General features: G+C 55.1%; 12 protein-coding genes. 8 read left to right on the top strand and 4 right to left on the bottom strand.

Annotated elements, in window-relative coordinates:
- Positions 1-129: 129 nt before the first annotated feature.
- Entirely contained in the window at positions 130-3,072 is a 2,943-nt protein-coding gene (locus RB_RS14800) for an FG-GAP-like repeat-containing protein (protein WP_164922877.1), read from the bottom strand.
- Between the two features lie 355 nt (positions 3,073-3,427).
- Between RB_RS14800 and RB_RS14795 the strand changes: the two genes are divergently transcribed.
- Complete coding sequence (locus RB_RS14795) at positions 3,428-5,080, top strand: FG-GAP repeat domain-containing protein (protein ID WP_037199589.1); 1,653 nt, start codon at positions 3,428-3,430, stop codon at positions 5,078-5,080.
- Positions 5,081-5,119: 39 nt separating this feature from the next.
- Here RB_RS14795 and mutS read toward each other — a convergent pair whose 3' ends face one another.
- Both mutS and RB_RS14785 read right to left on the bottom strand, forming a co-directional pair.
- Positions 5,120-7,795 (bottom strand): DNA mismatch repair protein MutS, encoded by a 2,676-nt coding sequence (gene mutS / locus RB_RS14790; protein ID WP_011121304.1) that lies wholly within the window; start codon positions 7,793-7,795, stop codon positions 5,120-5,122.
- A gap of 48 nt (positions 7,796-7,843) precedes the next feature.
- Complete coding sequence (locus RB_RS14785; RefSeq protein ID WP_011121303.1) at positions 7,844-8,638, bottom strand: NIPSNAP family protein; 795 nt, start codon at positions 8,636-8,638, stop codon at positions 7,844-7,846.
- A 285-nt stretch (positions 8,639-8,923) separates the two neighbouring features.
- Between RB_RS14785 and RB_RS14775 the strand changes: the two genes are divergently transcribed.
- The 4 genes from RB_RS14775 to RB_RS14760 all read left to right on the top strand — a co-directional run bounded on the left by RB_RS14775 (position 8,924) and on the right by RB_RS14760 (position 15,659).
- Positions 8,924-9,622: an ABC transporter ATP-binding protein gene (locus RB_RS14775; RefSeq protein ID WP_164922047.1), complete on the top strand. Its 699-nt coding sequence runs from the start codon at positions 8,924-8,926 to the stop codon at positions 9,620-9,622.
- Between the two features lie 74 nt (positions 9,623-9,696).
- Positions 9,697-12,888 (top strand): DUF1553 domain-containing protein, encoded by a 3,192-nt coding sequence (locus RB_RS14770; protein ID WP_011121300.1) that lies wholly within the window; start codon positions 9,697-9,699, stop codon positions 12,886-12,888.
- The gene (locus RB_RS14765; RefSeq protein WP_007326676.1) at positions 12,885-14,366 is read left to right on the top strand and encodes a DUF1501 domain-containing protein; all 1,482 of its coding nucleotides are present in this window, start codon (positions 12,885-12,887) and stop codon (positions 14,364-14,366) included. Before RB_RS14770 ends, RB_RS14765 begins: the two co-directional genes overlap by 4 nt.
- Positions 14,367-14,429: 63 nt before the next feature.
- The gene (locus RB_RS14760) at positions 14,430-15,659 is read left to right on the top strand and encodes a sialate O-acetylesterase (protein WP_011121299.1); all 1,230 of its coding nucleotides are present in this window, start codon (positions 14,430-14,432) and stop codon (positions 15,657-15,659) included.
- Positions 15,660-15,958: 299 nt separating this feature from the next.
- Here RB_RS14760 and RB_RS14755 read toward each other — a convergent pair whose 3' ends face one another.
- Positions 15,959-17,092, bottom strand: a complete 1,134-nt coding sequence (locus tag RB_RS14755) for a thioredoxin-disulfide reductase (protein WP_007326673.1) — start codon at positions 17,090-17,092, stop codon at positions 15,959-15,961.
- Positions 17,093-17,493: 401 nt separating this feature from the next.
- Here RB_RS14755 and RB_RS14750 point away from each other — a divergent pair, with 401 nt between their 5' ends.
- From RB_RS14750 to pstC, 3 genes are all read left to right on the top strand, one after another.
- Positions 17,494-19,398, top strand: coding sequence for a carbon starvation CstA family protein (locus RB_RS14750; RefSeq protein ID WP_007332193.1), 1,905 nt, complete (start codon positions 17,494-17,496; stop codon positions 19,396-19,398).
- Between the two features lie 502 nt (positions 19,399-19,900).
- Positions 19,901-20,959, top strand: coding sequence for a PstS family phosphate ABC transporter substrate-binding protein (locus RB_RS14745; RefSeq protein WP_164922046.1), 1,059 nt, complete (start codon positions 19,901-19,903; stop codon positions 20,957-20,959).
- Between the two features lie 113 nt (positions 20,960-21,072).
- Complete coding sequence (gene pstC, locus RB_RS14740) at positions 21,073-22,020, top strand: phosphate ABC transporter permease subunit PstC (RefSeq protein ID WP_007332191.1); 948 nt, start codon at positions 21,073-21,075, stop codon at positions 22,018-22,020.
- Positions 22,021-22,045 lie beyond the last annotated feature (25 nt).

The following is a 22,045-nucleotide window of genomic DNA, read 5'->3' as shown; positions in this document are numbered from 1 at the left end:
CGCAGCCCCCCGACACTCCGCGCGTCGGGAACAAACTCGAAGCAAACGCAACCCTGGTGAATGCACCGGGGTTTTTTTGTGTCGCTTCAAAACGGTCGAATCCAATCTCGCCCGACTCGTCGTGCGGAATCAACGAAGGTTGATGGCCTGAGACTTGCCTTGAATGAACAACCATTCTGAATCGGTTGCGAGTTCTTCGAAGTTTTGTTGCTGGTCATCCGGCCACGTGACTTGGACATGAACATTGGTCGCGGCATCCGGGCAGCTCAGCATCCAACCCGCTTCTTCGTTGCAGAGATAGCTGCCACCGGAGGTTACCCAGTGCGTCCTTTCCCAGTCGCCCGCCCTCACCGTGATTTTGGTGCCAATTGCGTCGCGAGAAGATTGCGTTCCCGTCACATGTAATTTCAGCTTTGGAGCTGAGGACTTAGTGTGATTGACCAGCAACGCGACAGGTTCGGTTTGGTGAGTTACCACCAGATCCGGTCTGAAATCGCGATTGGCATCCATCGTCCACAAGCTCCGGCCAACATGAGGTTGAGAGAGGTATTCGCCAGAAATCGCGGCGGGTTCAAAACGGCCGTCGTCTCCGTGGCGAAAGAATTGCATCGGCTGAGCATATTGGCTTCGACGAGCAGGTTGATCTGTTGGTTCGTCAGATAGATCGTCGCGTTGGAAGATGTCGACGTGGCCGTTTGCGACGACCAATTCGTTGTTTCCGTCTCCGTCAAGATCTGTCGTCGTGGTTCCAAAGCCGACCAAAGGCAATGTGTCAGTTCCCAATTCCACCGCCATGGTGGAGTCACGCCAGGTGCCGGGTCCGGTTTGGAGATGAAGCGTGTTGTATTCTTGGTCAAAGTTTGTGACGTAGAAGTCGATCTTGCCATCGGCGTTGAAGTCATCAGCGGCGATTCCCATTGAACCCTGAGCAACCGATCGAACATCAACGGCCAATCCCCTTGGCAAGGCAGATTCGGTCCAGCCGATGCTTGCAGTATCGCCAGTGGAAGTTTGGTTCAAAGCACGCGACCAATAGAAATTGCTGGTCATGTCATTGGCGACAAAGACTTGATTGCCGATTCGATCTTCAAAGCGTCCGATTGCCAGTCCGAGTCCACGTCCCGCATCGGTGGCTTTTACGTTCCATTGTTCGGTCACTTCGTTGAGGTTTCCGCGGAAGTTGGTTCGGAAGAATTGGTCGTGATCGCCACTGAACCGCATCGGGGAGCATGATCTGGCTGGCTCGTCGTCGGAGTCGCTACCACATACAAACGTGACGGGATCGAAGCCTTCGCAGTAGTTCAAGACGACCAAATCCGACAGGCCGTCCGAATCCACATCCGCAAATGCAGCTCCAGTCGACCAGCGTGATTCGTCTGGATTGGCGAGCCATTGATCGGTCGCGTTGGTGAATGTTCCATCGCCTTGATTGATCAGCAGCACGTTTGGTCCATAGTTCGTGCACAGCAGATCGGGCCAACCGTCTTCGTTGAGATCGCCCACCGCGATCCCTTGTGCAAAACCACGGTCGTTGACACCGGCTGATTCGGGGGTCGTTGTGAACACGCCGTTTTCGTTCCGCAGCAACACGTTCGGCGGAGAGTCCTTCTGCGGTGGCGTGCCGCCCGCTGTGACCAATGCCAAGTCACTCCATCCGTCGCGGTCAAAATCCAATGTCGCACCGCCACATCCGAGCGTTTGATGCAGGCTGATGCCAGGTTGGTCCAGGTCATCGCCAGTCGATGCCAAGAAGGCGATACCGCGTTGTTGGGCTTCGTTCAACATTTCGATCGGACGAATTGCGCCACGATCGTTGCCTGCCATTTCAACCTTTAGACCATCGATCAGTGATGGCGGAGTAACACGCTGGTCTTCGATTGCTTGCTTGTCCAGGAATCGTACGATCGAAGGTTGAAAAGCCAAATGGGAAAGATCCAGTTGAAGTTCTGGAAAGTCTTTCACCTGTTGCCAGGGCGTATCGCGACGAAGTTCAGCGATCAGGTCTTTTCGCATTTGTTGCAGATCGATCGAGTCGTCTTCCGGCAATTGCATCGCGACGGAAATCCAGGCTTCGGCTTCCCAAGGGCGGCCCATTTCTCGCACAACGCCTACCATGTCAGCGATCACGGATCGCGAAATTCGGCCTGATCGATTGAAGCGACGGCGAAGTTGATTGAATCGGTTGAGCTTTTCGGCCCGATCGCCAATCGCTTCGATCACATCGGAATTCACGCCAAGCGAAGGGTTGCTTTGAAGGACTCTTTGAAGATCCAACCATGAACGAGATATGTCGGGGTCGAGTTGAGCCGCTTGCAGATAAGCTCGCGCTGCGGAACCCGCATTGTTGACCGCTTCGGACCACATCCCCATTGCCGTCCAAAAATGACGCCGCTGGATCACTTCAGCGGGCAAGCTCGCCAAGGATGATTCCAGCGTCGCCCAGTCCGCTTGTTCGGCAAGCAGAAGCGAACGCATCGCTGCGGCGGTCGCGTAGTTCGGGTGGCGATCAACAATTTTGTCCAGGCTGTCTCGTGCTTCATCGAACAAATTCTGGTCCAGGGCCGAACGAGCCGCTCCGATCAATGGGCGGAGGTCATCTGGATTGCGCTGCACCATTTCGTCCAGCGGTTTTGCATCCATGGATCGGATCTCGGTATCAGTCATCGTCATCAGCAGTTCGAGATCAAACTGCCTTTCCAAGATCAGCTTCCGCCCGTGTTCCAAACCCGCTCCACGTTCCTCGGTGCCCATTTGAAGATCGAATAGCACTCGCCGGGTTTCATGGCGATCCGGGTGGGCTGTTACCACCTTTTCTAGAAACGCCATCGCATCATGAGTTCGGCCCGCGGAGATCATCGCGATGAGTGTTTCGTCGACTCGTTTTGCGGAAGCGTAGTTCTCAACCTGGCTGGCTTGTTCGAGATAGTCGGCTGCCAGGTTTGCTCGTCCAGTTTGGTGCGCCACCCGCGCGACATAGGTGATCGCGTCTGGATCTTCGCCGTGCTTTTCCAGCACGGCTTCGCGGAGTTGCCACGCGTCGTCCCATTTTCCGTTTCGACCAAGCACGCGCATCCGTCCGAGAGGTCGCTTGGCGGTAACCTCTTCATCGGTATTGCTCGGAATGGAGCGAGGGCAACCACCACAAAAAGTTACTACAGCCAAGATGGCAATGAATCGACCTGCCGTGAGACGGCAGCGACGGAGAGAATTCGTTATCCAATAACAATCAGCGTTCATGACAGTCATTGTATCTCAGCAATTGCTTTGGCATGAGCGGCGGGGCTAAACTGCCAACGATATTTCGTTGTTGCCGATGTGGTTTCGCGGTCCACCCTATCAGCGGGAGGATGTCTTCCACTCGTTTTTCGATCCCTCTTTTTCTTGGAACGGATTTTTGCTTTTCGATACGCACACGACACTCACTCGAATGCTCTGTTTCGGGTTGGCCATCGGAGTGCTTTCGATCGAAATCGGATGCAGGCGTTCGTCTGATTCGGCATCGGACAACGCCATCAAAGATTCGGTCGCATCCAAGAACAATGCTCCCAGTTCGGACGCTGTCAAAGTCGCCGATTCGCGATCGCTTGATGACCGATTGGTTGAGCGGGTTCGTCCGCAGGTCGAGGAGTTTTGTTCGACTTGTCACGTGATGCCAAAACCCAGCGGTGCACCACAATCCGAGTGGCCGCAGGTGGTCGATCAGATGTACATGACTTACCAGGAATCAGGCCGCACGGATGTGATCGTTCCGGATCGCACGGAAACGGTGAAGTTCTTTCAATTGCAGGCACCCAAGTCGAAGGGGCTGCCGTTTGCTGAACAGGAATTTTGGCTGAGCGGCACCGATTGGATGCAACGTCCCGTGGATTTGCAAACATCACGCCCGCCTGGAATCAGCCACCTGCAATGGATCTCATCTGGACTCGGTGATTCTCCGGCGTTGGTTGCGTGTGATGTGAATACGGGAGCTGTCTTCGCGACGTGGTCGGGGGATTCCGAAAGTACGACGAAACGTTTGGCAACGCTGTTTCAACCTGTCCATGTCGAGCCTTGTGACATCGATGCGGATGGTTTGTTGGATCTGATCGTCGGCGACGTCGGTGAGTTCAATGCGGCGGACAGTGACCTTGGTCAAGTCGTCGTGCTTCGCCAGTCGCAGCCAAACGCAACCGGTGAGGTTGGAACCATGGAGAAGATCGTCTTGGCCGATGGACTGGGACGAGTCGCTGAGGTACAGCCGGGCGATTTTGATTCCGATGGCGACCTGGATTTTGTGGTCGCGGTGTTTGGTTGGCGGAAAACGGGTGGGCTGTTTTTATTGCGTCGCGATGGAGACATCGACATCTCGCTTGGAAGCAAAGCTTTCACAATGGAAACGATCGATGAACGAGCGGGGCCGGTCAACGTTCCCACGATGGATTTGAACGGGGACGGACACTTGGATTTTGTCGCCTTGATCAGTCAGGAGCATGAGGCGATCGAAGCGTTCTTCAATGATGGCACCGGGCAATTTCGAAACGTTGTCCTGTATTCGGCTCCTGATCCATCGTATGGTTCGACCGGAATTGAACTGGTCGATCTGGATGGTGACGATGATATGGACGTGCTGTTTAGCAACGGCGATTCATTCGATCGAGGTGCAAAACGTCACCACATGGTTCAGTGGCTCGAGAACCCGTTTGAGGATCAAAGGCAATGGGAAGAGTCACCCGCATCCAAACCCGACCAAGCCTCAAGGGCTGAGTTTGTGCATCATCCACTGGCTATCATGCCGGGTGTGTTGCGAGCGCAAGCGGGAGACTTTGATGGTGATGGTGACCTGGATGTGGTCGCTGGGGCACTGCTGGCTTCACCGACGATCAAACGTTGGCGGGGAAGCGGCTCGCCGTCCTTGCTGTTATTGCGGCAAACCAAACCGGGTCAGTTTGAAGGTGAAATCTTGGAGACTGATTTTCAGTATCACCTGACATTGGAGGTCGCCGACATGGACGCCGATGGCATCGACGAATTCGCAATCGGTAACTTCTTTCGCGACGAAGAGTCCGATGCCCCACACATCCAATGGTGGAAAGAACGCTGATGTCCTGTGGCCCTGAGGTCCTGAGCCACTTTCCCGCTCTTACCCCTTCACCGCTTTTGGACCTGCGGAGAGTTTCGCTTTTGCTTCCTGCAGGAACTGCCAAGCTTGAATCGGTGACATCGAGTCAATGTCAACTGTTTCGATCTCTTGGATCAGCGGGTGATCGGCGTAGCCAAACAAGGTCAGTTGATAGGTATCGCCGGAGCCCTTTCCGTTGACTCCGCTTGGTGGCGCAATCGTGGGGCGGTCGAGACTGTCGCGGTGATCCGCTTCGAGTTGTGCCAGAACATCCTTGGCACGCTCGTTGACTTCGACCGGAATTCCGGCCAACCGAGCGACTTGAATGCCATAACTCTTGTCAGCACTCCCCGGCACGATGCGGTGCAAAAACACCACTTCGTCTTGCCATTCCTTCACCGCGACGCTGAGGTTGGCGACGCGTGGAAGCGTTTCTTGGAGGGCCGCGAGTTCGTGATAGTGCGTTGCGAAAAGCGTTCTCGCCCCGATCTGTTCGTGTAAGTGCTCGGTGATTGCCCAGGCCAACGACAAGCCGTCGTACGTGCTGGTTCCGCGACCGATTTCGTCAAGGATGACCAAGCTGCGTGAGGTTGCTGTGTTCAGAATCCGAGCGGTCTCAACCATCTCGACCATGAACGTGCTTTGGCCGCGACTGAGTTCATCGCTCGCGCCAACCCGAGCAAAGATACGATCAGCGATTCCAATTTCGGCGGACGTTGCGGGGACGAAGCTGCCGGTTTGTGCCAGCAAGGTGATCAAAGCGACTTGGCGAATGTACGTGCTCTTGCCGGCCATGTTGGGGCCGGTGATCAGCAAGATCATTCCTGTTTCGGGGCTTTGAATACAGTCGTTGGGAACGAACTCGCCCTGTGCCATCGTGACGTCCAACACCGGGTGTCGGCCACCTTCGATGCGAAGCACGCTGTCATCGGTCAGTGTCGGACGGACCCAATGATGTTGCGCGGCAACTTCGGCCAGCGACGCGACCACATCGGTCATCGCGATGGCATTGGCGACTTCTTGCAGAATTGCCAAATGCTTGTGCGTGTTTTCGCGGAGCAGCGTGAAAAGCATTTGCTCACGGCTGGACGCTTTTTCATCCGCGGCGAGAACCTTCTCTTCGTATTCTTTTAGCTCCGGCGTGATGTACCGTTCGCAATTTTTTAGTGTTTGCTTGCGAATGAAATCCGCAGGAATCTTGTCTTTGTGTGCGTTGCTAACTTCCAGGTAGTAACCAAAGACGCGGTTGTAACCGACTTTCAAATTGGCGATGCCGGTTTCGTCCATTTGCCGCTGTTGATATTCAGCGATCCAGCGTTTGCCGCCGCGAGCCAATTCGCGGAGCGTATCGAGTTCGGAGTCAAATCCTTCGCGAATGAAGTTGCCGTCGGCGGCCGACAGCGGGCATTCGTCGTTGAGTGCGGATTCGAGTTGTTCGCGAAGTTCGGGACAGAGATGCAGTTCCGATTCCAGACGGGTTAGACACGCGCTATCTCGTTCGGCCAAGCGGGCTTTGAGTGCGGGAAGGCCACTGAGAGTCACGGCGATCTGTCGCAAGTCACGCGGTCCGGTGCGTCCGGTGGCGACTCGGGCGAGCAACCGAGTCAGGTCGTATGTGTCACCGAGGACCGTGCGGATGTCGCTTCGTAGATTGTTGTTTCGAACGAACTCATCCACCGCGTCGGTTCGATAGGTGATTGCGTCCGCATCGATGAGCGGAGCGGCCAAGTGATCGGCGAGCATTCGCGAACCCATTGGCGTCACGGTGCGATCGATCACGCCGAGCAAGGCACCTTCGCGGGATCCCGTTCGCATCGTTCGAGTGATTTCGAGACTGCGACGCGTCGCGGCGTCGATCTGCAAAACCGGGCTGCGGTTGTGGCAGGTCAACGAACGAAAGTGATCCAGTGAGCCACGCTGGGTTTCTTTGAGGTAGCACAGCACCGCACCAGCGGCTCGGATCGCAACATCGCCGTTGTCTTCGAAGCCGAGGCCTTCCAAGTTGGCGACTGAAAGCTGTTTGCAGAGCGATTTTTCGGCGTCGGCGGCTGCGTAGCTCCAAGCGGGACGAGCGGTCCAGGACCAGGTTGCGGTTGGGTCGGGATGAACGGAAGCATCGTCTTCGCAATGAAGCACTTCCGCGGGACCGATGCGAGCAAGTTCATCATCCAAACGGGCTCGCGGAAAAACGCCGGCCTCGAAACGACCGCTGGAGAGTTCCGCCCAAGCGATTCCGACGACGTCGCCACCGCTAGGGTCGTTTGTCTTCGCCGCTTCTTTCTGAGCTTTTTCGCGAGCTTTCTGGCTGGGTGCGAAAACGGCCGCCAAGTAGTTCGGTTCTTTTGGGTCGAGCAATCCCTCGTCGGTCAACGTGCCGGCACTGACCACCCGAGTGATTTCGCGGCGGACCAAGCCTTTTGCTGCTTTGGGATCTTCGACCTGCTCGCAAACCGCAGCTCGAAAGCCCGCACGGATCAGTTTTTGCAGGTACTGATCCAATTGGTGGTGGGGAAAACCCGCCATCGCCGTGGGGTTTTCGCTGTCTTTGTCGCGGCTGGTGAGGGTCAGCCCCAAGATCCCCGCAGCGACCTTGGCGTCGTCCAAAAACAGTTCGTAGAAATCGCCCATGCGAAAGAAGAGCAATGCGTCACCGCACGCCTCTTTCGCCTCGTGGTACTGTCGCATCATGGGAGTCATGGTGCGAATCGTACCGGCATGCCGCCGCCTCGGACAGCCTCGCTGGGATCACATTTGCGAGTAAGGTTTCGCCGAGAGTACGAATTTGTCGATCCGGCTGACCGTGCCACCGTAGCGAGGGTTTTTGCTCAGCACTTTCCAGTCTGGGTGGGCACGGAATGCGTCCCATGCTTTTTCCCGGGCTGCTTCGTTTTTGTACACCGTCAGGTAGGTCAAGCTAGGCATTTGCGGTCCCACCAGAGCTTGTCCGATGAAAATGGGCTGAATGCCGCTGTCGAGAAAAATCGGCACTTCGCCGGCGTTGAACATTTCGACTTTCAAATCACCCAGTCGCTCGTTGGCGCTTTCGTACAGGCGAAGTTCGTACACCCGTTCGTCGTTTTCAAGCGTTCCGTCGGGAACGACGGTTTTGGGCCAGCAATCCATCGCGGTGAGCAATTCGCTGCTGATACGCGAATAAGGAGGTGACTTCGCGTCGCGGCCCAAGTAGTCCGCGGCGGCCTTTTGATATTCCGAATCCTCGGCCAATGCCGCACGAGAGGATTCCATTTGCCCCAGTTCGGTGAACGGGATGATGACGAAGACGGATCCTTCTTTGGTTTCGGAGTTCGCTTTTGGGGCAAAGACACCGACCGGGCCAATGTTTTGTCGTTCCAACGCGGGAATCAGTGCTTTCTCAAGATACTGATCCACGGCCGCGGCATCGCCTTTGTCGCCTAATACGATCGTTCGGACTTCGTAGTATTCGTCAGCGAAACTCATGTCAGATTGCAAGCAAGCGGTGAGGCAAAGAGCGGCGGTCCAGCCGAATGTCATCCATCGTTTCATGGCAGGTGTCTTCATAGAGTGAGGGAAGGATTGTTGTCCGGAGGAACGAACGAGGCAGGCGGATCGGAAGTGCGTCCGGTAATCAACGTCAATTTAGCACAGCCGGTTACGCCAAATTTGAATGGTCGACCGATTCAAGCGGCCAAACAGCCGATTTTCACGACCAAACAGTGTTCCCACCGGATATCGGGTTTCGTGGGAGTCCATTGACCGGATTCGCGTGATACGATTTTCATCGAGGCATTGTCTTTGCCGATCAAACCCCACGTAATTTCACTCCAATACAGCGGAACGAAACTGTTGACGGATCCCGACGGCACGCCAGCGACCGACGCCACACCGCTGCTCGAGTTGCGAGGTGTGTGCAAGCACTACGCGGACGGTGATGTCGACGCACTGGTGAATGTCAATTTGTCGATCGCGTCCGCCGAGTTTGTGGCGATCGTCGGACCCAGCGGAGGTGGGAAGTCAACTTTGCTGAACATGTTGGGGGCCCTGGATGAGCCAACTCGAGGCGAAGTTTGGTTCGAAGGCAAACCGTTGTCGCAGCAACCCAGCCTGGATCGGTTTCGAGCCCACAAAATCGGTTTCATCTTTCAGTCGTATCACTTGTTGCCCAATCTGACCGCGCAAGAGAACGTTCAGCTGACAATGTTCGACACGCATCCCAACGTGTCGCAACGAAAAGCCGAAGCGATTCGTTTGTTAGAAAGAGTCGGGCTGGGGGATCGAGTGAACCACCGTGCCGACAAACTTTCGATTGGGCAACGACAACGCGTTGCCATCGCGAGAGCAATTGCGGGGAACCCGCCACTTATCTTGGCCGATGAACCCACCGGTGCGCTCGACACGGAACGTGGGAACGAAGTGATGGATCTGCTCGATGAAATCCGCATAGAAGAGAGTTCCACACTTGTCGTGGTGACTCATGATGAACGCGTGGCGGAGCGTGCTGACCGGGTAGTCTATATATGTGACGGAATGTTGCGGACCGTCTAAGATGTGGTGTGGGCTTTAACAGACCCTTGCGGTTTGTTCCTTCGTAAAGCCATCTCCAAATCTTTCCAACACAAATGCCACGGCACGCGATGCGTGATCTATCGACTTTCTTCATGGCCCGCGCCAGCGAACGCAACCCGAACCAGCGGAAACGTGGTTCATGGAACTTCATTGTTTCGTTGATTTATGTCGTTGCGTTGGCTCCGTTCGCGAATGCGGAAGACGCGGGCGAACCGGACGATGCCATTCAATTCAATCGTGATATCCGTCCGATTTTGTCCGAGAATTGCTTTCACTGTCACGGACCAGACGACGAAAACCGTGAGGCTGGATTGCACCTGGATACCGAAGAAGGTGCGAAGGACTGGGCAATTGTCGAAGGCGATTGGGAAGCCAGCGAAGTCTGGTTGCGAATGGTGTCCGATGATCCGGACATGTTGATGCCGCCACCGGATTCAGAACGCAAGGTGACGCCCGAGCAAACCGAACTGGTGCGTCGTTGGATTGAACAAGGGGCGCACTATCAAAGCCATTGGTCGTTCATTTCGCCAACGGACGTCGATGTTCAAAATGAGGTGGTGAGTAGCGACCAGTCACCGGGTGCGACGAACGAGATCGATCGTTTTATCAATCGTGCGCTGACGAAGGCTGGGTTGCAGCCCGAAGGAGAAGCCGACAAAGAGACGTGGTTGCGTCGGGTCACGTTCGACTTGATTGGCATTCCACCGACGCTTTCCGAGATGGACGCGTTTCTGGCCGATGACAGTCCAATGGACAAAATCCGCGTGATCGATCGATTGCTCGCGCGACCCGAGTATGGCGAACGCATGGCTACCGATTGGCTCGATGCCGCGCGGTACAGCGACACGTATGGCTATCAAGTTGATCGTGATCGCTTCGTTTGGCCGTGGCGAGATTGGGTGACCAACGCGTTCAACGACAACATGCCCTACGACGAATTTGTGACGCAGCAATTGGCGGGCGATTTGTTACCCGATGCGAATCGCGAACAGATCTTGGCAACCACGTTCAATCGTTTGCATCCGCAGAAAGTTGAAGGCGGAAGCGTGCCAGAAGAGTTTCGCATTGAGTATGTGGCTGATCGAGCCCAAACCGTTGCGACTGCGATGATGGGGCTGACGTATGAATGTTGTCGATGTCACAACCACAAATACGATCCAATTAGCCAAGAGAACTATTTCCAACTGAACGCGTTCTTTGACAACATCGACGAAGCCGGGTTGTATTCGTACTTCACGCCATCGGTTCCAACGCCGACATTGTCGTTGCCGACCGAAGAAGAAGAACGCCAGTTGAAGCAATTGCAGAGCGACATTGTCGTCGCGGAACAGCGGCTCCGCGAAACGATCCGAGAGCGACGCGAGCACTGGCGTGAACAATTGAGTCAGTCCGGGTTGAGTTCGATTGGGACACTGCCGGAGCATCGTTTGGCGGAACCAATCGCGTCACTGGATTTCGAAGACGAACCCAAATCACCTAACCAGTCAGTGGAAGGCAAGGTTGGGAAGGCTTGGCAATTGACCGGTGATGATGCCGTCGCGACCGAAGTGGGGAACTTCGATCGCTCCCAGCCATTCACTGTTTCCCTGTGGATGAAGACTCCCGATCTCAAGGAACGCGCGGTCGTGTGGCATCGTTCGCGTGCTTGGACCGACGCCGCCAGTCGCGGTTATGAATTGCTGATCTTGGATGGCAAACTTCAGTGGTCGCAGATTCACTTTTGGCCCGGCAATGCAATCAGTGTTGTGACCGACGAGGTCATTCCCGTTGGTGAGTGGGTGCATGTCACGGCTACGACCGAAGGTTCCAGTTCAGCGGCGGGTCTAAAGATTTATGTTGATGGAAAGGCCGTTGAAACCAGCGTCGTTCGAGATGCACTGACCAAGCAAATCCAAGGCGGTGGTGGCGACAACATCACCATCGGTGAACGGATGCGAGATCGTGGTTTCAAGAAGGGAGCGGTCGACCAATTCCGCGTCTTCGATGTTTGTTTGAGCGACTTGGAGATTCAGCAACTCGCACGCGATGAATATGAGTTCTATACCGAATCGGGCTGGGATCAGGATCAGGTGATCGATCACGCCCTCGAGCGTTGGGACGAAGAAGTTGCTTCGGCGCGAACGAAATTGCGCGAGGCCCGCGTTGCGAAGTGCAAGTTGGAAGATTCGCTCGATGAAATCATGGTGATGCGAGAGTTGCCTGAGCAAAGACCCACTCACTTGCTCGCTCGAGGTGTCTATGACAGTCCACAACAGGTCGTTCAGCCAGGCACACCCGACTTTTTGCCGCCAATGAAGTCGGACGATTCATCCAGTCCGAACCGATTGACGCTGGCGAAATGGCTGTGTGACCGAGAGCATCCGCTGACGTCGCGAGTTGCAGTGAACCGATTGTGGCAGATTTGTTTCGGCCAGAGTTTGGTCCGCACGCCGGAAGATTTTGGAAGTCAGGGGATGCCGCCGACACACCCTGCGTTGCTGGATTGGTTGGCTTTGGATTTGGCAGACAATGACTGGGATCTCAAGCGAATGATGAAGCAAATCATGCTTTCAGACGCTTACGGTCGCAGCAGTGTCTCGACGCAAGACAAGCTCGCGCTGGTTGATCCAACCAATCGTTTGCTGTCGCACTTTCCAACGTACCGTTTGCCCGCCGAGATGTTGCGCGATCAAGCTCTTGCCGCCGGTGGACGATTGGTTCGAACGATGGGCGGACCGCCAGCGAAACCATACGAAGTGGAAGTGTCGTTTAAGCCAACCGATCGCGACAAAGGCGAGGGGTTGTACCGACGTAGCTTGTACACGTATTGGAAACGCACGAGTCCCGCTCCGGTGATGACGACCTTGGATGCTGCCAAGCGAGACGTTTGTCGTGTTCAGCGTGAACGAACCGCGTCGCCACTGCAGGCTTTCGTGATGCTCAATGGTCCGCAAACGATTGAGGCCTCTCGCGGATTGGCGGAGAAATTGATACGGGACGCGTCATCCTCGGACGTGAAGACGGTGCTTCGCGATGCATTTCGTGTCACGACGAGCCGGCGTCCAACGCAAGACCAACTGAGCGTGCTGATCGATTTGTACGAGGAGCAGCTCAACTACTTTCAAACTCATGAAACGGCAACGAACGAGTTTCTCTCGATTGGCGATTCCGAACCGGATGCTTCATTGGACGCCAATCGCGTGGCAGCGATGACGGTCGTGGTGGGAACGTTGCTGAACTTTGATCTCTGTCTGGTAAAACGATGAACGAATCCGCACTGAACCCGATTTCAATCAATCGTCGTGCTCTGCTTCAAAATTCCGCGTATGGATTCGGAGGCATGGCTCTTGGGCAGTTGCTCGCCAGCAGTTTGGGCGAATCCAGTGCCTTCGCAAATTCAGCGAATGGGCTTGGTGAGGGAACGCCCGTTCCGGGGTCGATGGGAACATTGCATCACGCCGCGAAAGCCAAGCGGGTGATCTTCTTGTTCCAGTCGGGAGCGCCATCCCAGTTGGATTTGTTTGACTACAAGCCTTTGCTGAATCAGAAACATGGCACGGAACTACCCGACGAAATTCGTGGTGGCCAGCGTCTAACCGGGATGAGTGGCAACCAGTCCAGTTTGCCGCTGGTGGGGTCGCCTTTCGAATTCAAGCAGCACGGCGAATCCGGCACTTGGATGAGCGATCAGCTGCCTTACACATCCAAGATCGCGGACGACATTTGCGTCGTTCGGTCGATGTATACCGAAGCGATCAACCACGGCCCCGCGGTCACGTTCATGCAAACGGGAAGCATGTTTCCCGGACGACCCAGTATGGGTGCTTGGGTGGATTATGGACTCGGCAGTGAGAACGAGAACCTGCCCGCGTTTGTGGTGATGACGACCAAGGACCAAAACAGTGGCCAACCATTGGTGTCACGATTTTGGGGCAACGGTTTTCTGCCCAGCGAGCACCAGGGCGTTCAGTTCCGAAGTGGCGCCGATCCGGTGTTGTACTTGAGCAACCCGCAAGGCATTGATTCGCAAAGTCGACGCTCGGCGATGGACGCTCTTTCAAAGTTGCATCAAATGCAATTGGCGACGCAGGCCGATCCATTGGTCGAGGCTCGCATTGCCCAGTACGAGATGGCGTTTGCGATGCAGTCTTCGATTCCCGAAGCGACCGATTTTGCAGACGAACCTGAAGAAGTGTTTGAACTGTACGGCAAGGATTCCAAAAACCCCGGTTCGTTTGCCGCCAATTGCTTGATGGCCCGGCGATTGGCTCAACGTGGCGTGCGTTTCATCCAGCTGTATCACAAGGGATGGGATCATCACGGCGGATTGCCCAAGGGATTACCAAATCAATGCAAAGCGACCGATCAAGCTTCTGCTGCTTTGGTTCAGGATCTGAAGCGATTGGGAATGCTCGAAGACACGCTGGTCATTTGGGGCGGTGAGTTTGGTCGCACGAACTATTGCCAGGGCAAGCTGACGGAAAATAGTTTTGGCCGAGATCACCACCCGCGATGTTTCAGTTTGTGGATGGCCGGCGGAGGGGTGAAGCCGGGGATCGTGCACGGTGCAACGGATGACTTTGGTTACAACTTGACCGAAGATCCTGTGCACATTCACGACTTGCACGCGACTATCATGCACTTGCTGGGAGTCGATCATGAACGTTTGACGTTCCGTTACCAGGGACGTCAATTCCGTTTGACTGACGTGCACGGCGAAGTGGTGCACGACATCCTGGCATGACCGGGTGAACGTCGTCGGTTCGATCGCCTCATCAACTTTTCGCTTACTGTTGAGGCTGTATCGATGTTGCGTTGCGTTTGCCTGCTGGGTTGTTTGCTGATCGCGGTCTCGTCCCACGCAGAGGATCCGGCTGACTCGAAATCCACCAAGCCTCTGCAGGTTTACATTCTGGCGGGACAGTCCAACATGGAAGGTCACGCCAAGGTCGAAACGATCGACTACATGAGCGATGACCCCAGTTGTGAGGCCTTGCTCAATCGAATGCGAAACCAGGACGGAACCTTTCGCGTTTGCGATCGTGTTTCCATCTCCTACTTGACCGGTCGAGGTGACAAGAACGGCGAGGGCGTTGGCAAGTTGACCGTCGGATACGGATCGAGACCATCGCCAAGCGAAGATGGTGGCAAGATTGGCCCCGAGTTCACATTTGGATTGACGCTGGAAGAAAACACAGAAGCGCCGATCCTTTTGATCAAAACGGCTTGGGGAGGCAAGTCACTGTTCTACGACTTTCGTCCACCGAGTGCCGGTGTTTACCCGAGAACCAAAAACGATATTGAGCGAGACCGCAACGGGGAAAAGGAATCGGGGAAGTACTACCGCTTGATGGTTGATCACGTGAAGTCGGTGCTCAGTGACATCGAACGCGTTGTTCCATCCTACCAATCCGATCAGGGCTACGAGCTGGCGGGTTTCGTTTGGTTCCAAGGTTGGAATGATGTTGTCAATCGAGACGTTTATCCGCGACTTCCCGCCGATTCTGAGCAGAACCGTTTCGAGAAATATTCCGAATGGATGGCGGACTTCATTCGTGACGTGCGATCGGATCTGAACGCTGCGGAATTGCCGTTTGTGATCGGCGTGATGGGAGTCGATGGTGAGCACCCGAGTTCGGATCATCAGCAATTCCGAGATGCGATGGCGGCTCCCGCGAAGCTTGACGAGTTTCGCGGCAATGTGGTCGCGGTGCCGACGGGGCCATACTGGGACGACAAGCTGGGGGCGATCGCGAGCAAGTTCGCGGAGGTGCGACAGAAGTCGTATCAATTGCGAACGAAGCAACGGGGGCATGAGAATCACGACGGCTCGATGTCTGAAGAACAGCAAGCCGAATTCATGCGAGAGTTTGAACGCGAATTGATTTCCGAAGAGGAACTCGCGTTATGGAAACGCGGCGCGTCGAACGCCGGGTACCACTATCTGGGCTGCGGAAAAACGATGGCCCAGATCGGCGAAGCGTTTGCGATGGCGATGTTGGAGTTGCAAGGCAGCTCCAGTGGTTCGTCCAACTAGCGCTGCGACATTCCAACGTAAGCACGTGAGCGGGAGTCATGGGGCTTGATCACGTAGCGGCGTCTCTCCGAGACGGTGTCATTTGCGAGTCTCAGAGAAACTCGCCTACGTGAGGTTCTACCTGATCATTCCTGCCGACCTGCTTCGGAGCATTGAAGTTGCGTTTTTGCGTTGACCATTGAACCCAGACTTCACGCTGAAAACCCGAAGCTGACCAGCCGATTGATTGAATCCCACCCAAAGCGTCAGCGAGGGACCGCGTCCATTTTCCTCGAATAGCCAACCGCCAAATTCAATTCTTAGGTCAGTGATGGGCGAGCTTCGCTCGTTCCGGTCGTTTCCTCGTGCTCGACCAAGAAGCGTTCCGCATCGAGAGCCGCCATGCATCCGGTTCCGGCGGAAGTGATTGCTTGACGGTAGTAGTCGTCTGCGACATCGCCGGCAGCGAAAACACCATTGACGGACGTGTTCGTTCGAAACGCCTTGGTCCACTGGATGTAGCCTTCGCTGTTCATTTCGACCGCACCGTCCAAGAACGAAGTGTTGGGTGTGTGGCCGATGGCGACGAACATACCGCCAACCTTCAGTTCACGAGTCGATCCGTCGACGGTGTCTTTCAGACGCAAGCCATTGACCAGCTTTTCATCACCGAGGACTTCTTCCACAACGGTGTTCCAAAGGATCTCGATGTTGGGGTGATTGATCGCACGATCTTGCATGACCTTGCTGGCCCGCATTTGATCGCGACGAACGAGCAGGTAGATCTTGTCGGCACCTTTCAGATTGGCCAGGTAGGTGGCTTCTTCGACCGCGGAGTCACCACCGCCGACAACGGCCAATGGTTTGCTGCGGTAGACCGGCAGTGCACCATCGCAAACAGCACAGGCGCTGACGCCCTTGTTCTTGTAAAGCTCTTCGCTGGGTAAACCCAAGTAGTTCGCTCGAGCACCGGTGGCGATAATCACCGTGTGAGCTTGAACTGGATCGCCCGAGGCGGGATACAGCGTGTGCGGTGGTCCTGAGAAATCGACGCGTTCGATATCGTCACCAACCACCCGTGTGCCGAAGTTCAACGCTTGTTGTTTCATCAACTCCATCAGTTCGACGCCTTGCACGGCGTAGTGCGGTTGGCCGTCCTTTTCGTGTCCTTCGGGAGCCATCGGCAGGTTCCAGTGTCGATCTTTGTCGACGGCGGATTCCACGAATGCGCGGACGTTGCCTGCGGGGAAACCTGCGAAGTTTTCAATTTCGGTGGTGTAGGCAAGCTGCCCCAAAGGGATCATTTCCGGTTTGACCGTGCCCTCGTAAAGAACGGGATCCAGATTCGCTCGAGCCGCATAGATGGCCGCCGACCAACCTGCCGGCCCGCTGCCGATGATGATCGTCTTTTCGATTTTGGAGGGGGCATTTCCGTTGCTGGAAGCAGAGCTCATGATTCAGTCTTGATGGGTGAGTGGTCGCGAATGCGAAATGGTCTCGATTGGGCCTGCGGCATCGTTCGGAGCCCACACGTTTCGCGTATTATAGGGGCCGAATTCGAATCGACGACCGGCCAGTGGCAGGAATTCCGCCGGGAACGATTGGGATTTGCGATTCGGTTCCGTCATTGCGCCTCGGTCGGTCTGGCCGCATCGCAGCGATCGGCGGACCGATTGGGAGAACGGGAGACCGTGAAAGTCGCGTCCTTCCCACTGAAGAATGGCGAGTTCCTGCCCTGCACCGCCGGGAAACCCCGTTTACTCGCGAACAGCCCTCGCCACTTACCCCTCGCCATCTATCTCTTGTCTGCTCCCGCCGTTCATCCCCACCTTTGCCCGCCGTCTGATTACTCCGTATGAGCACTCTTGTCATTGCGATCCTGTCGATGGTCGCGTTTGTCGTCGCCTACCACACCTATGGTCGCTATCTCGCCACGAAGTTGTTTCGTCTGAGTGGTGACGAACCGATGCCCAGCGTTTCGTTGCGGGATGACGTCGACTTTGTGCCAACGGATCGGTCGATTGTTTTTGGCCATCATTTCACCAGCATCGCTGGGACGGGCCCAATCGTTGGGCCAGCACTGGCGGTTTTTTGGGGATGGTTGCCGGCGTTGCTTTGGGTTGTGTTCGGCTCCATTTTGATCGGCGGCGTGCACGACCTGGCCGCTTTGGTGATTTCGATTCGAAATCGAGGTGAGTCGATCGGGCAGGCAGCGGGGCGATTGATATCGCCACGAGCCAAGGTTCTGTTCTTGATTGTCTTGGCATTGGCACTGTCGATTGTTTTGGCCGTGTTCGGGTTGGTGATCGCGAACATATTCAAGCTGTATCCCGAATCGGTTTTGTCTGTTTGGACGGCGATGCCGGTGGCGGCGTTCATCGGTTGGGCGGTGATTCGGCGCGGAGGCAATTTGGTTCTGCCGTGTTTGATTGGCCTCGGAATTCTCTATCTGACGGTTTATTTGGGAACGACGACGTTGCCGTTGGATCTAGCTGAGGTGTTGCCTGCGGATGCGGTCTACATGACCCCCGTGGTCGTTTGGACTTTGCTTTTATTGATTTATGCCTTTTTCGCATCGGTGTTGCCGGTTTGGTTGTTGCTTCAGCCTCGCGACTTCTTGAACAGTTTGCAGTTGGGTGTGGCTTTGATCCTGTTGGTGGCTGGTTTGGCAGTTGCATCGCTGAACGGGCAAGCCAACCTGGCCACTGCGGCACCCGCGATCGCCAAACAAGTACCCGCGGACGCTCCGCCGATGTTGCCGTTTTTGTTCATCACCATTGCCTGCGGTGCTTGCAGTGGATTTCATTGCTTGGTCAGCAGTGGAACGACGAGCAAGCAACTCAAGAACGCTCGCGATGCTCAGATGATTGGATATGGATCCATGCTGGGCGAAGGCATGTTGGCCGTGTTGGTGATCTTGGCCTGTTGCGCGGGAGTCGGCATGGGCCGGTTAACTCGCGACACGTCATCGGGATCGATCGAGATCACACGTCAAGAACCCATCGCCATGGCGGAGGTTTCTGCGGAAGAAGCCGCGTTGGATGGCTCGGCAGCGTGGCGTTCTTACTACCGAACGGGCAGGACGACCGCTGATGGGACTGCCGCCGCGGGTGGCGGATGGAAGGGGCAAGGGCTCGACAAAAAGCTGGCTGCTTTCATCGACGGTGGCGCTAACTTCATTTCGGCAATCGGTATCCCGCTGAAGTATGGCGTTGCAATCATGGCGGTGATGGTCGCGTGTTTCGCCGCGACAACACTGGATACTGCGACTCGTTTGCAACGCTATGTGATCAGTGAACTCGCCTCTTCAGCTGGTTGGCATGCCGGTACCAACAAATACGTCGCAACAACGATCGCTGTGGGCATTGGAATGGCCATCGCCGTTTTCGCGGGCGACAGCCCCGGTAAAGGTGGTTTGATGTTGTGGCCGTTGTTTGGTGCAACCAATCAGCTGTTGGCTGGTTTGGCTTTGATGGTCGCCGTTTTCTATCTTGCGCGACGCAGCCGGCCCGTTGCCGTTCTGGCGATCCCGATGGGGATGATGTTGTTGTTGCCCGCGTGGGCCATGGTCTTTGATTTGGTTAACAATTGGTGGCCGCAGCGAGACTACGTGCTGATTGGATTTGGGACCTTGGTTCTGATCCTACAGGCTTGGATGGTTGGCGAAGCGGTTTCGCTATGGCGACGTTTGCCCGAAGTGATGAAGGAAGCCAAGGCGAATGGCGAACCGGCAAGCACTGATCCGCTCGCAGCGCCTTGAGCGACTGAGCCCGAGTGACGCTTAGATTGCTAGTTGATTTTCGGCGTCACGCATTGTGTTCGCCGCGTCCTGCCCAGGAAGCCGCGTACTACCCAGGAACTCGGGGCTTTATCGTCTCCGAAGTAACATCGCGATTGCGAATCGCTGCTGCGGAAAAGCGGTGTCGAAGTAGCACGTCTAGGGGGAGCAGTTCGGTTGCGGAAGCTTTTCGCGAAGCGAAGCTCAATTTCTTCACAATATCTTCAACACCGTTTGTTGGCTCGAATTGAACGGTTCGCATCGTTAAGGGTGGCTTGGCCTTGCAAAACACAGTGTTTTAGGGGGTGGAAGGGGCTGTTCGGTCGCCTCATAGGGTCCGTTTGTCAAGCTAGGGAAGAGGATTACAATTCGTCCGCGCGGGCACCAAGCCGCATCAAAGGATTGAGCATGACGGATTTTGTGCCTCTACGAAAAGACATTCCCCACTCCCCTCTATCGTCCCAAAAATCCAGGCGATCCGACAATGAAATTCTCTTCCTACGCTTTCTCGTGCTTGATCGCACTCGCGGTTATTTCGACGGGCTGTGACAAGTCTTCGTCAAGCACCGAGAACGGAGCCGATCCTTCGGCACCTGCGGCTGAGTCCAACTTGGTCGGCACGATCAAAGTCGACGGCAGTAGCACTGTGCAGCCGATCAGCAACGCGATCCGCGAAGGCTTTATCAAACAACATCCAAACGTTGACATCATTGTCAGTGGCAACGGAACCGGAAATGGTTTCAAGAGTTTCTATGACAAGGGCACCGATATTTCGGATGCATCGCGTCCAATCAAGAGCGGTGAGTTTGAGAATTGCAAAACAAACGGTGTCGAATTCGTTGAGCTTCCTGTTGCTTACGATGGTTTGACCATCGTTGTGAATCCACAGAACGATTGGGTCAAAGAGCTGACCGTCGATCAACTGAAATCAATGTTCGTTGGCGACGACGCCGCGAAGAACTGGAGCGACGTTGATCCAAGTTGGCCTGAAGAAGCAATTCAAATTTATGCTCCAGGCACGGGCTCAGGAACTTACGATTACTTCCACGAAGTGTTGGCGAAGAAGTCGAAGAAAGAACTCCGCGGCGACATGAATTTGAACGAAGATGACAACATCTTGGTCAAAGGCGTTTCGGATAACAAATTCTCAATTGGTTTCTTCGGCGTTGCTTACTACGAAGAGAACAAAGACAAGCTGCGTGCGGTTCCTGTCGTCAATCCAAAAGACGAAGTCGCTTACGAGCCCACGACCGAGAACATTGCTTCGAACAAGTACGCTCCTTTCAGCCGTCCTTTGTTCATCTACGTGAACACCGACTCGCTCAACCGAGCGGAAGTTCAAACCTTTGTGGAATACTTTTTGGTCAACACACCTGAAGTCAGCGAGAAGGTTGGCTATGTCCGTTTGCCTGAACCAGTGATGGCAAAGGCTCAAACCAATTTGGACGCTGGCAAAACCGGCACTCACTTTGTCGATGAATCGGGCGAAAGCCGCAGCGGTGCACTGACCGATTTGTTCGTCGACGAGAACCTCGTCAAGTAAGCAATTCGTTTCAGTTGCTTTCAGATTTTTTTGTTCGCCGCTGCCCCGGCGGCGAATGCTTTTCATAGGGCTGCTCTGCGAGACAAGCAGGGTGGCGGATCGGGAAGATTGCTTTGAATCGTCCAGCCGCGCTCGTCAACAAGAAGTTTCGTTCGACGGGGATTGGTGTGGTGCAAGAAAAGGCCATGGTGGCTTTGCTCGCACTCTGCGCACTCATGACCGTTGGGATCACCGTGGGCATCATTGTGATGTTGATTGGTGAGAGCTGGAACTTTGTGCAAAGCGAATATGTGTCCCTTAGTGGGTTCCTTACAGGAACGGAGTGGACGGCTCTTCAAAGCAAAGACATCGAGAAGGCTCAGTTTGGAATCTGGCCATTGTTGTCGGGGACTTTGCGAGTCACCTTCATCGCGATGCTGATCGCGTTGCCCTGTGGTCTGATCACGGCAATCTTTTTATCCGAGTTCGCCTCCAATCGAGTTCGGGCGGTTCTGAAACCGACCTTGGAGGTCATCGCGGGGATTCCCACAGTGGTTCTCGGGTATTTCGCGGTGTTGGTCGTCAGCCCATCGCTGCAGTTCTTTTCCGGTGGTGGATTCGACACCTTCAATGCCACCAGTGCTGGAATCGCAGTTGGCATTCTTTGTTTGCCGATGGTGAGCAGTCTTTCAGAAGATGCGTTGCACGCGGTGCCAAGAGCTCTTCGCGAAGGGGCGTATGGATTGGGATGCACTCCGTTTGAAACCGCAGTGAAGGTCGTCGTTCCTGGGGCACTTTCGGGGATCATCTCCGCCTTTTTGCTGGCATTCAGTCGGGCGATTGGTGAGACGATGGTGGTGGCTTTGGCCGCGGGAACGCGAGCGACTTTCACCGCTGACCCACGCGAACAATCTCAAACGATGACTGGTTTCATTGTGGAGATGATCAAAAGTGAGAACGAGTACGGGACCGTTCAATATTTCAGCTTGTACGCAGTCGCAATCACGTTGTTTGTGATCACCTTTGGGATGACGTTGGTCGGCCAGTTGATTCGCCGTCGCTACCAAGAAGTTTACTCCTGAGTCACTCCCGCCTTTTCTCACAGAT

Source organism: Rhodopirellula baltica SH 1 (genome assembly GCF_000196115.1).
GTDB classification, from domain to species: domain Bacteria; phylum Planctomycetota; class Planctomycetia; order Pirellulales; family Pirellulaceae; genus Rhodopirellula; species Rhodopirellula baltica.
The sequence above is the reverse complement of the archived record's forward strand: the minus strand, read 5'-3'. Positions and strand labels throughout refer to the sequence as shown.

Excerpts from the sequence above, each read along its gene's own strand:
- RB_RS14765 (WP_007326676.1), top strand. The coding sequence starts at position 12,885 with ATGAACGAATCCGCACTGAACCCGATTTCAATCAATCGTCGTGCTCTG.
- RB_RS14750 (WP_007332193.1), top strand. The coding sequence starts at position 17,494 with ATGAGCACTCTTGTCATTGCGATCCTGTCGATGGTCGCGTTTGTCGTC.
- RB_RS14770 (WP_011121300.1), top strand. The coding sequence starts at position 9,697 with ATGCCACGGCACGCGATGCGTGATCTATCGACTTTCTTCATGGCCCGC.
- RB_RS14795 (WP_037199589.1), top strand. The coding sequence starts at position 3,428 with ATGCTCTGTTTCGGGTTGGCCATCGGAGTGCTTTCGATCGAAATCGGA.
- mutS (WP_011121304.1), bottom strand. The coding sequence starts at position 7,795 with ATGACTCCCATGATGCGACAGTACCACGAGGCGAAAGAGGCGTGCGGT.
- RB_RS14755 (WP_007326673.1), bottom strand. The coding sequence starts at position 17,092 with ATGAGCTCTGCTTCCAGCAACGGAAATGCCCCCTCCAAAATCGAAAAG.
- RB_RS14800 (WP_164922877.1), bottom strand. The coding sequence starts at position 3,072 with ATGCGCGTGCTTGGTCGAAACGGAAAATGGGACGACGCGTGGCAACTC.
- RB_RS14785 (WP_011121303.1), bottom strand. The coding sequence starts at position 8,638 with ATGAAGACACCTGCCATGAAACGATGGATGACATTCGGCTGGACCGCC.
- RB_RS14760 (WP_011121299.1), top strand. The coding sequence starts at position 14,430 with ATGTTGCGTTGCGTTTGCCTGCTGGGTTGTTTGCTGATCGCGGTCTCG.
- RB_RS14745 (WP_164922046.1), top strand. The coding sequence starts at position 19,901 with ATGAAATTCTCTTCCTACGCTTTCTCGTGCTTGATCGCACTCGCGGTT.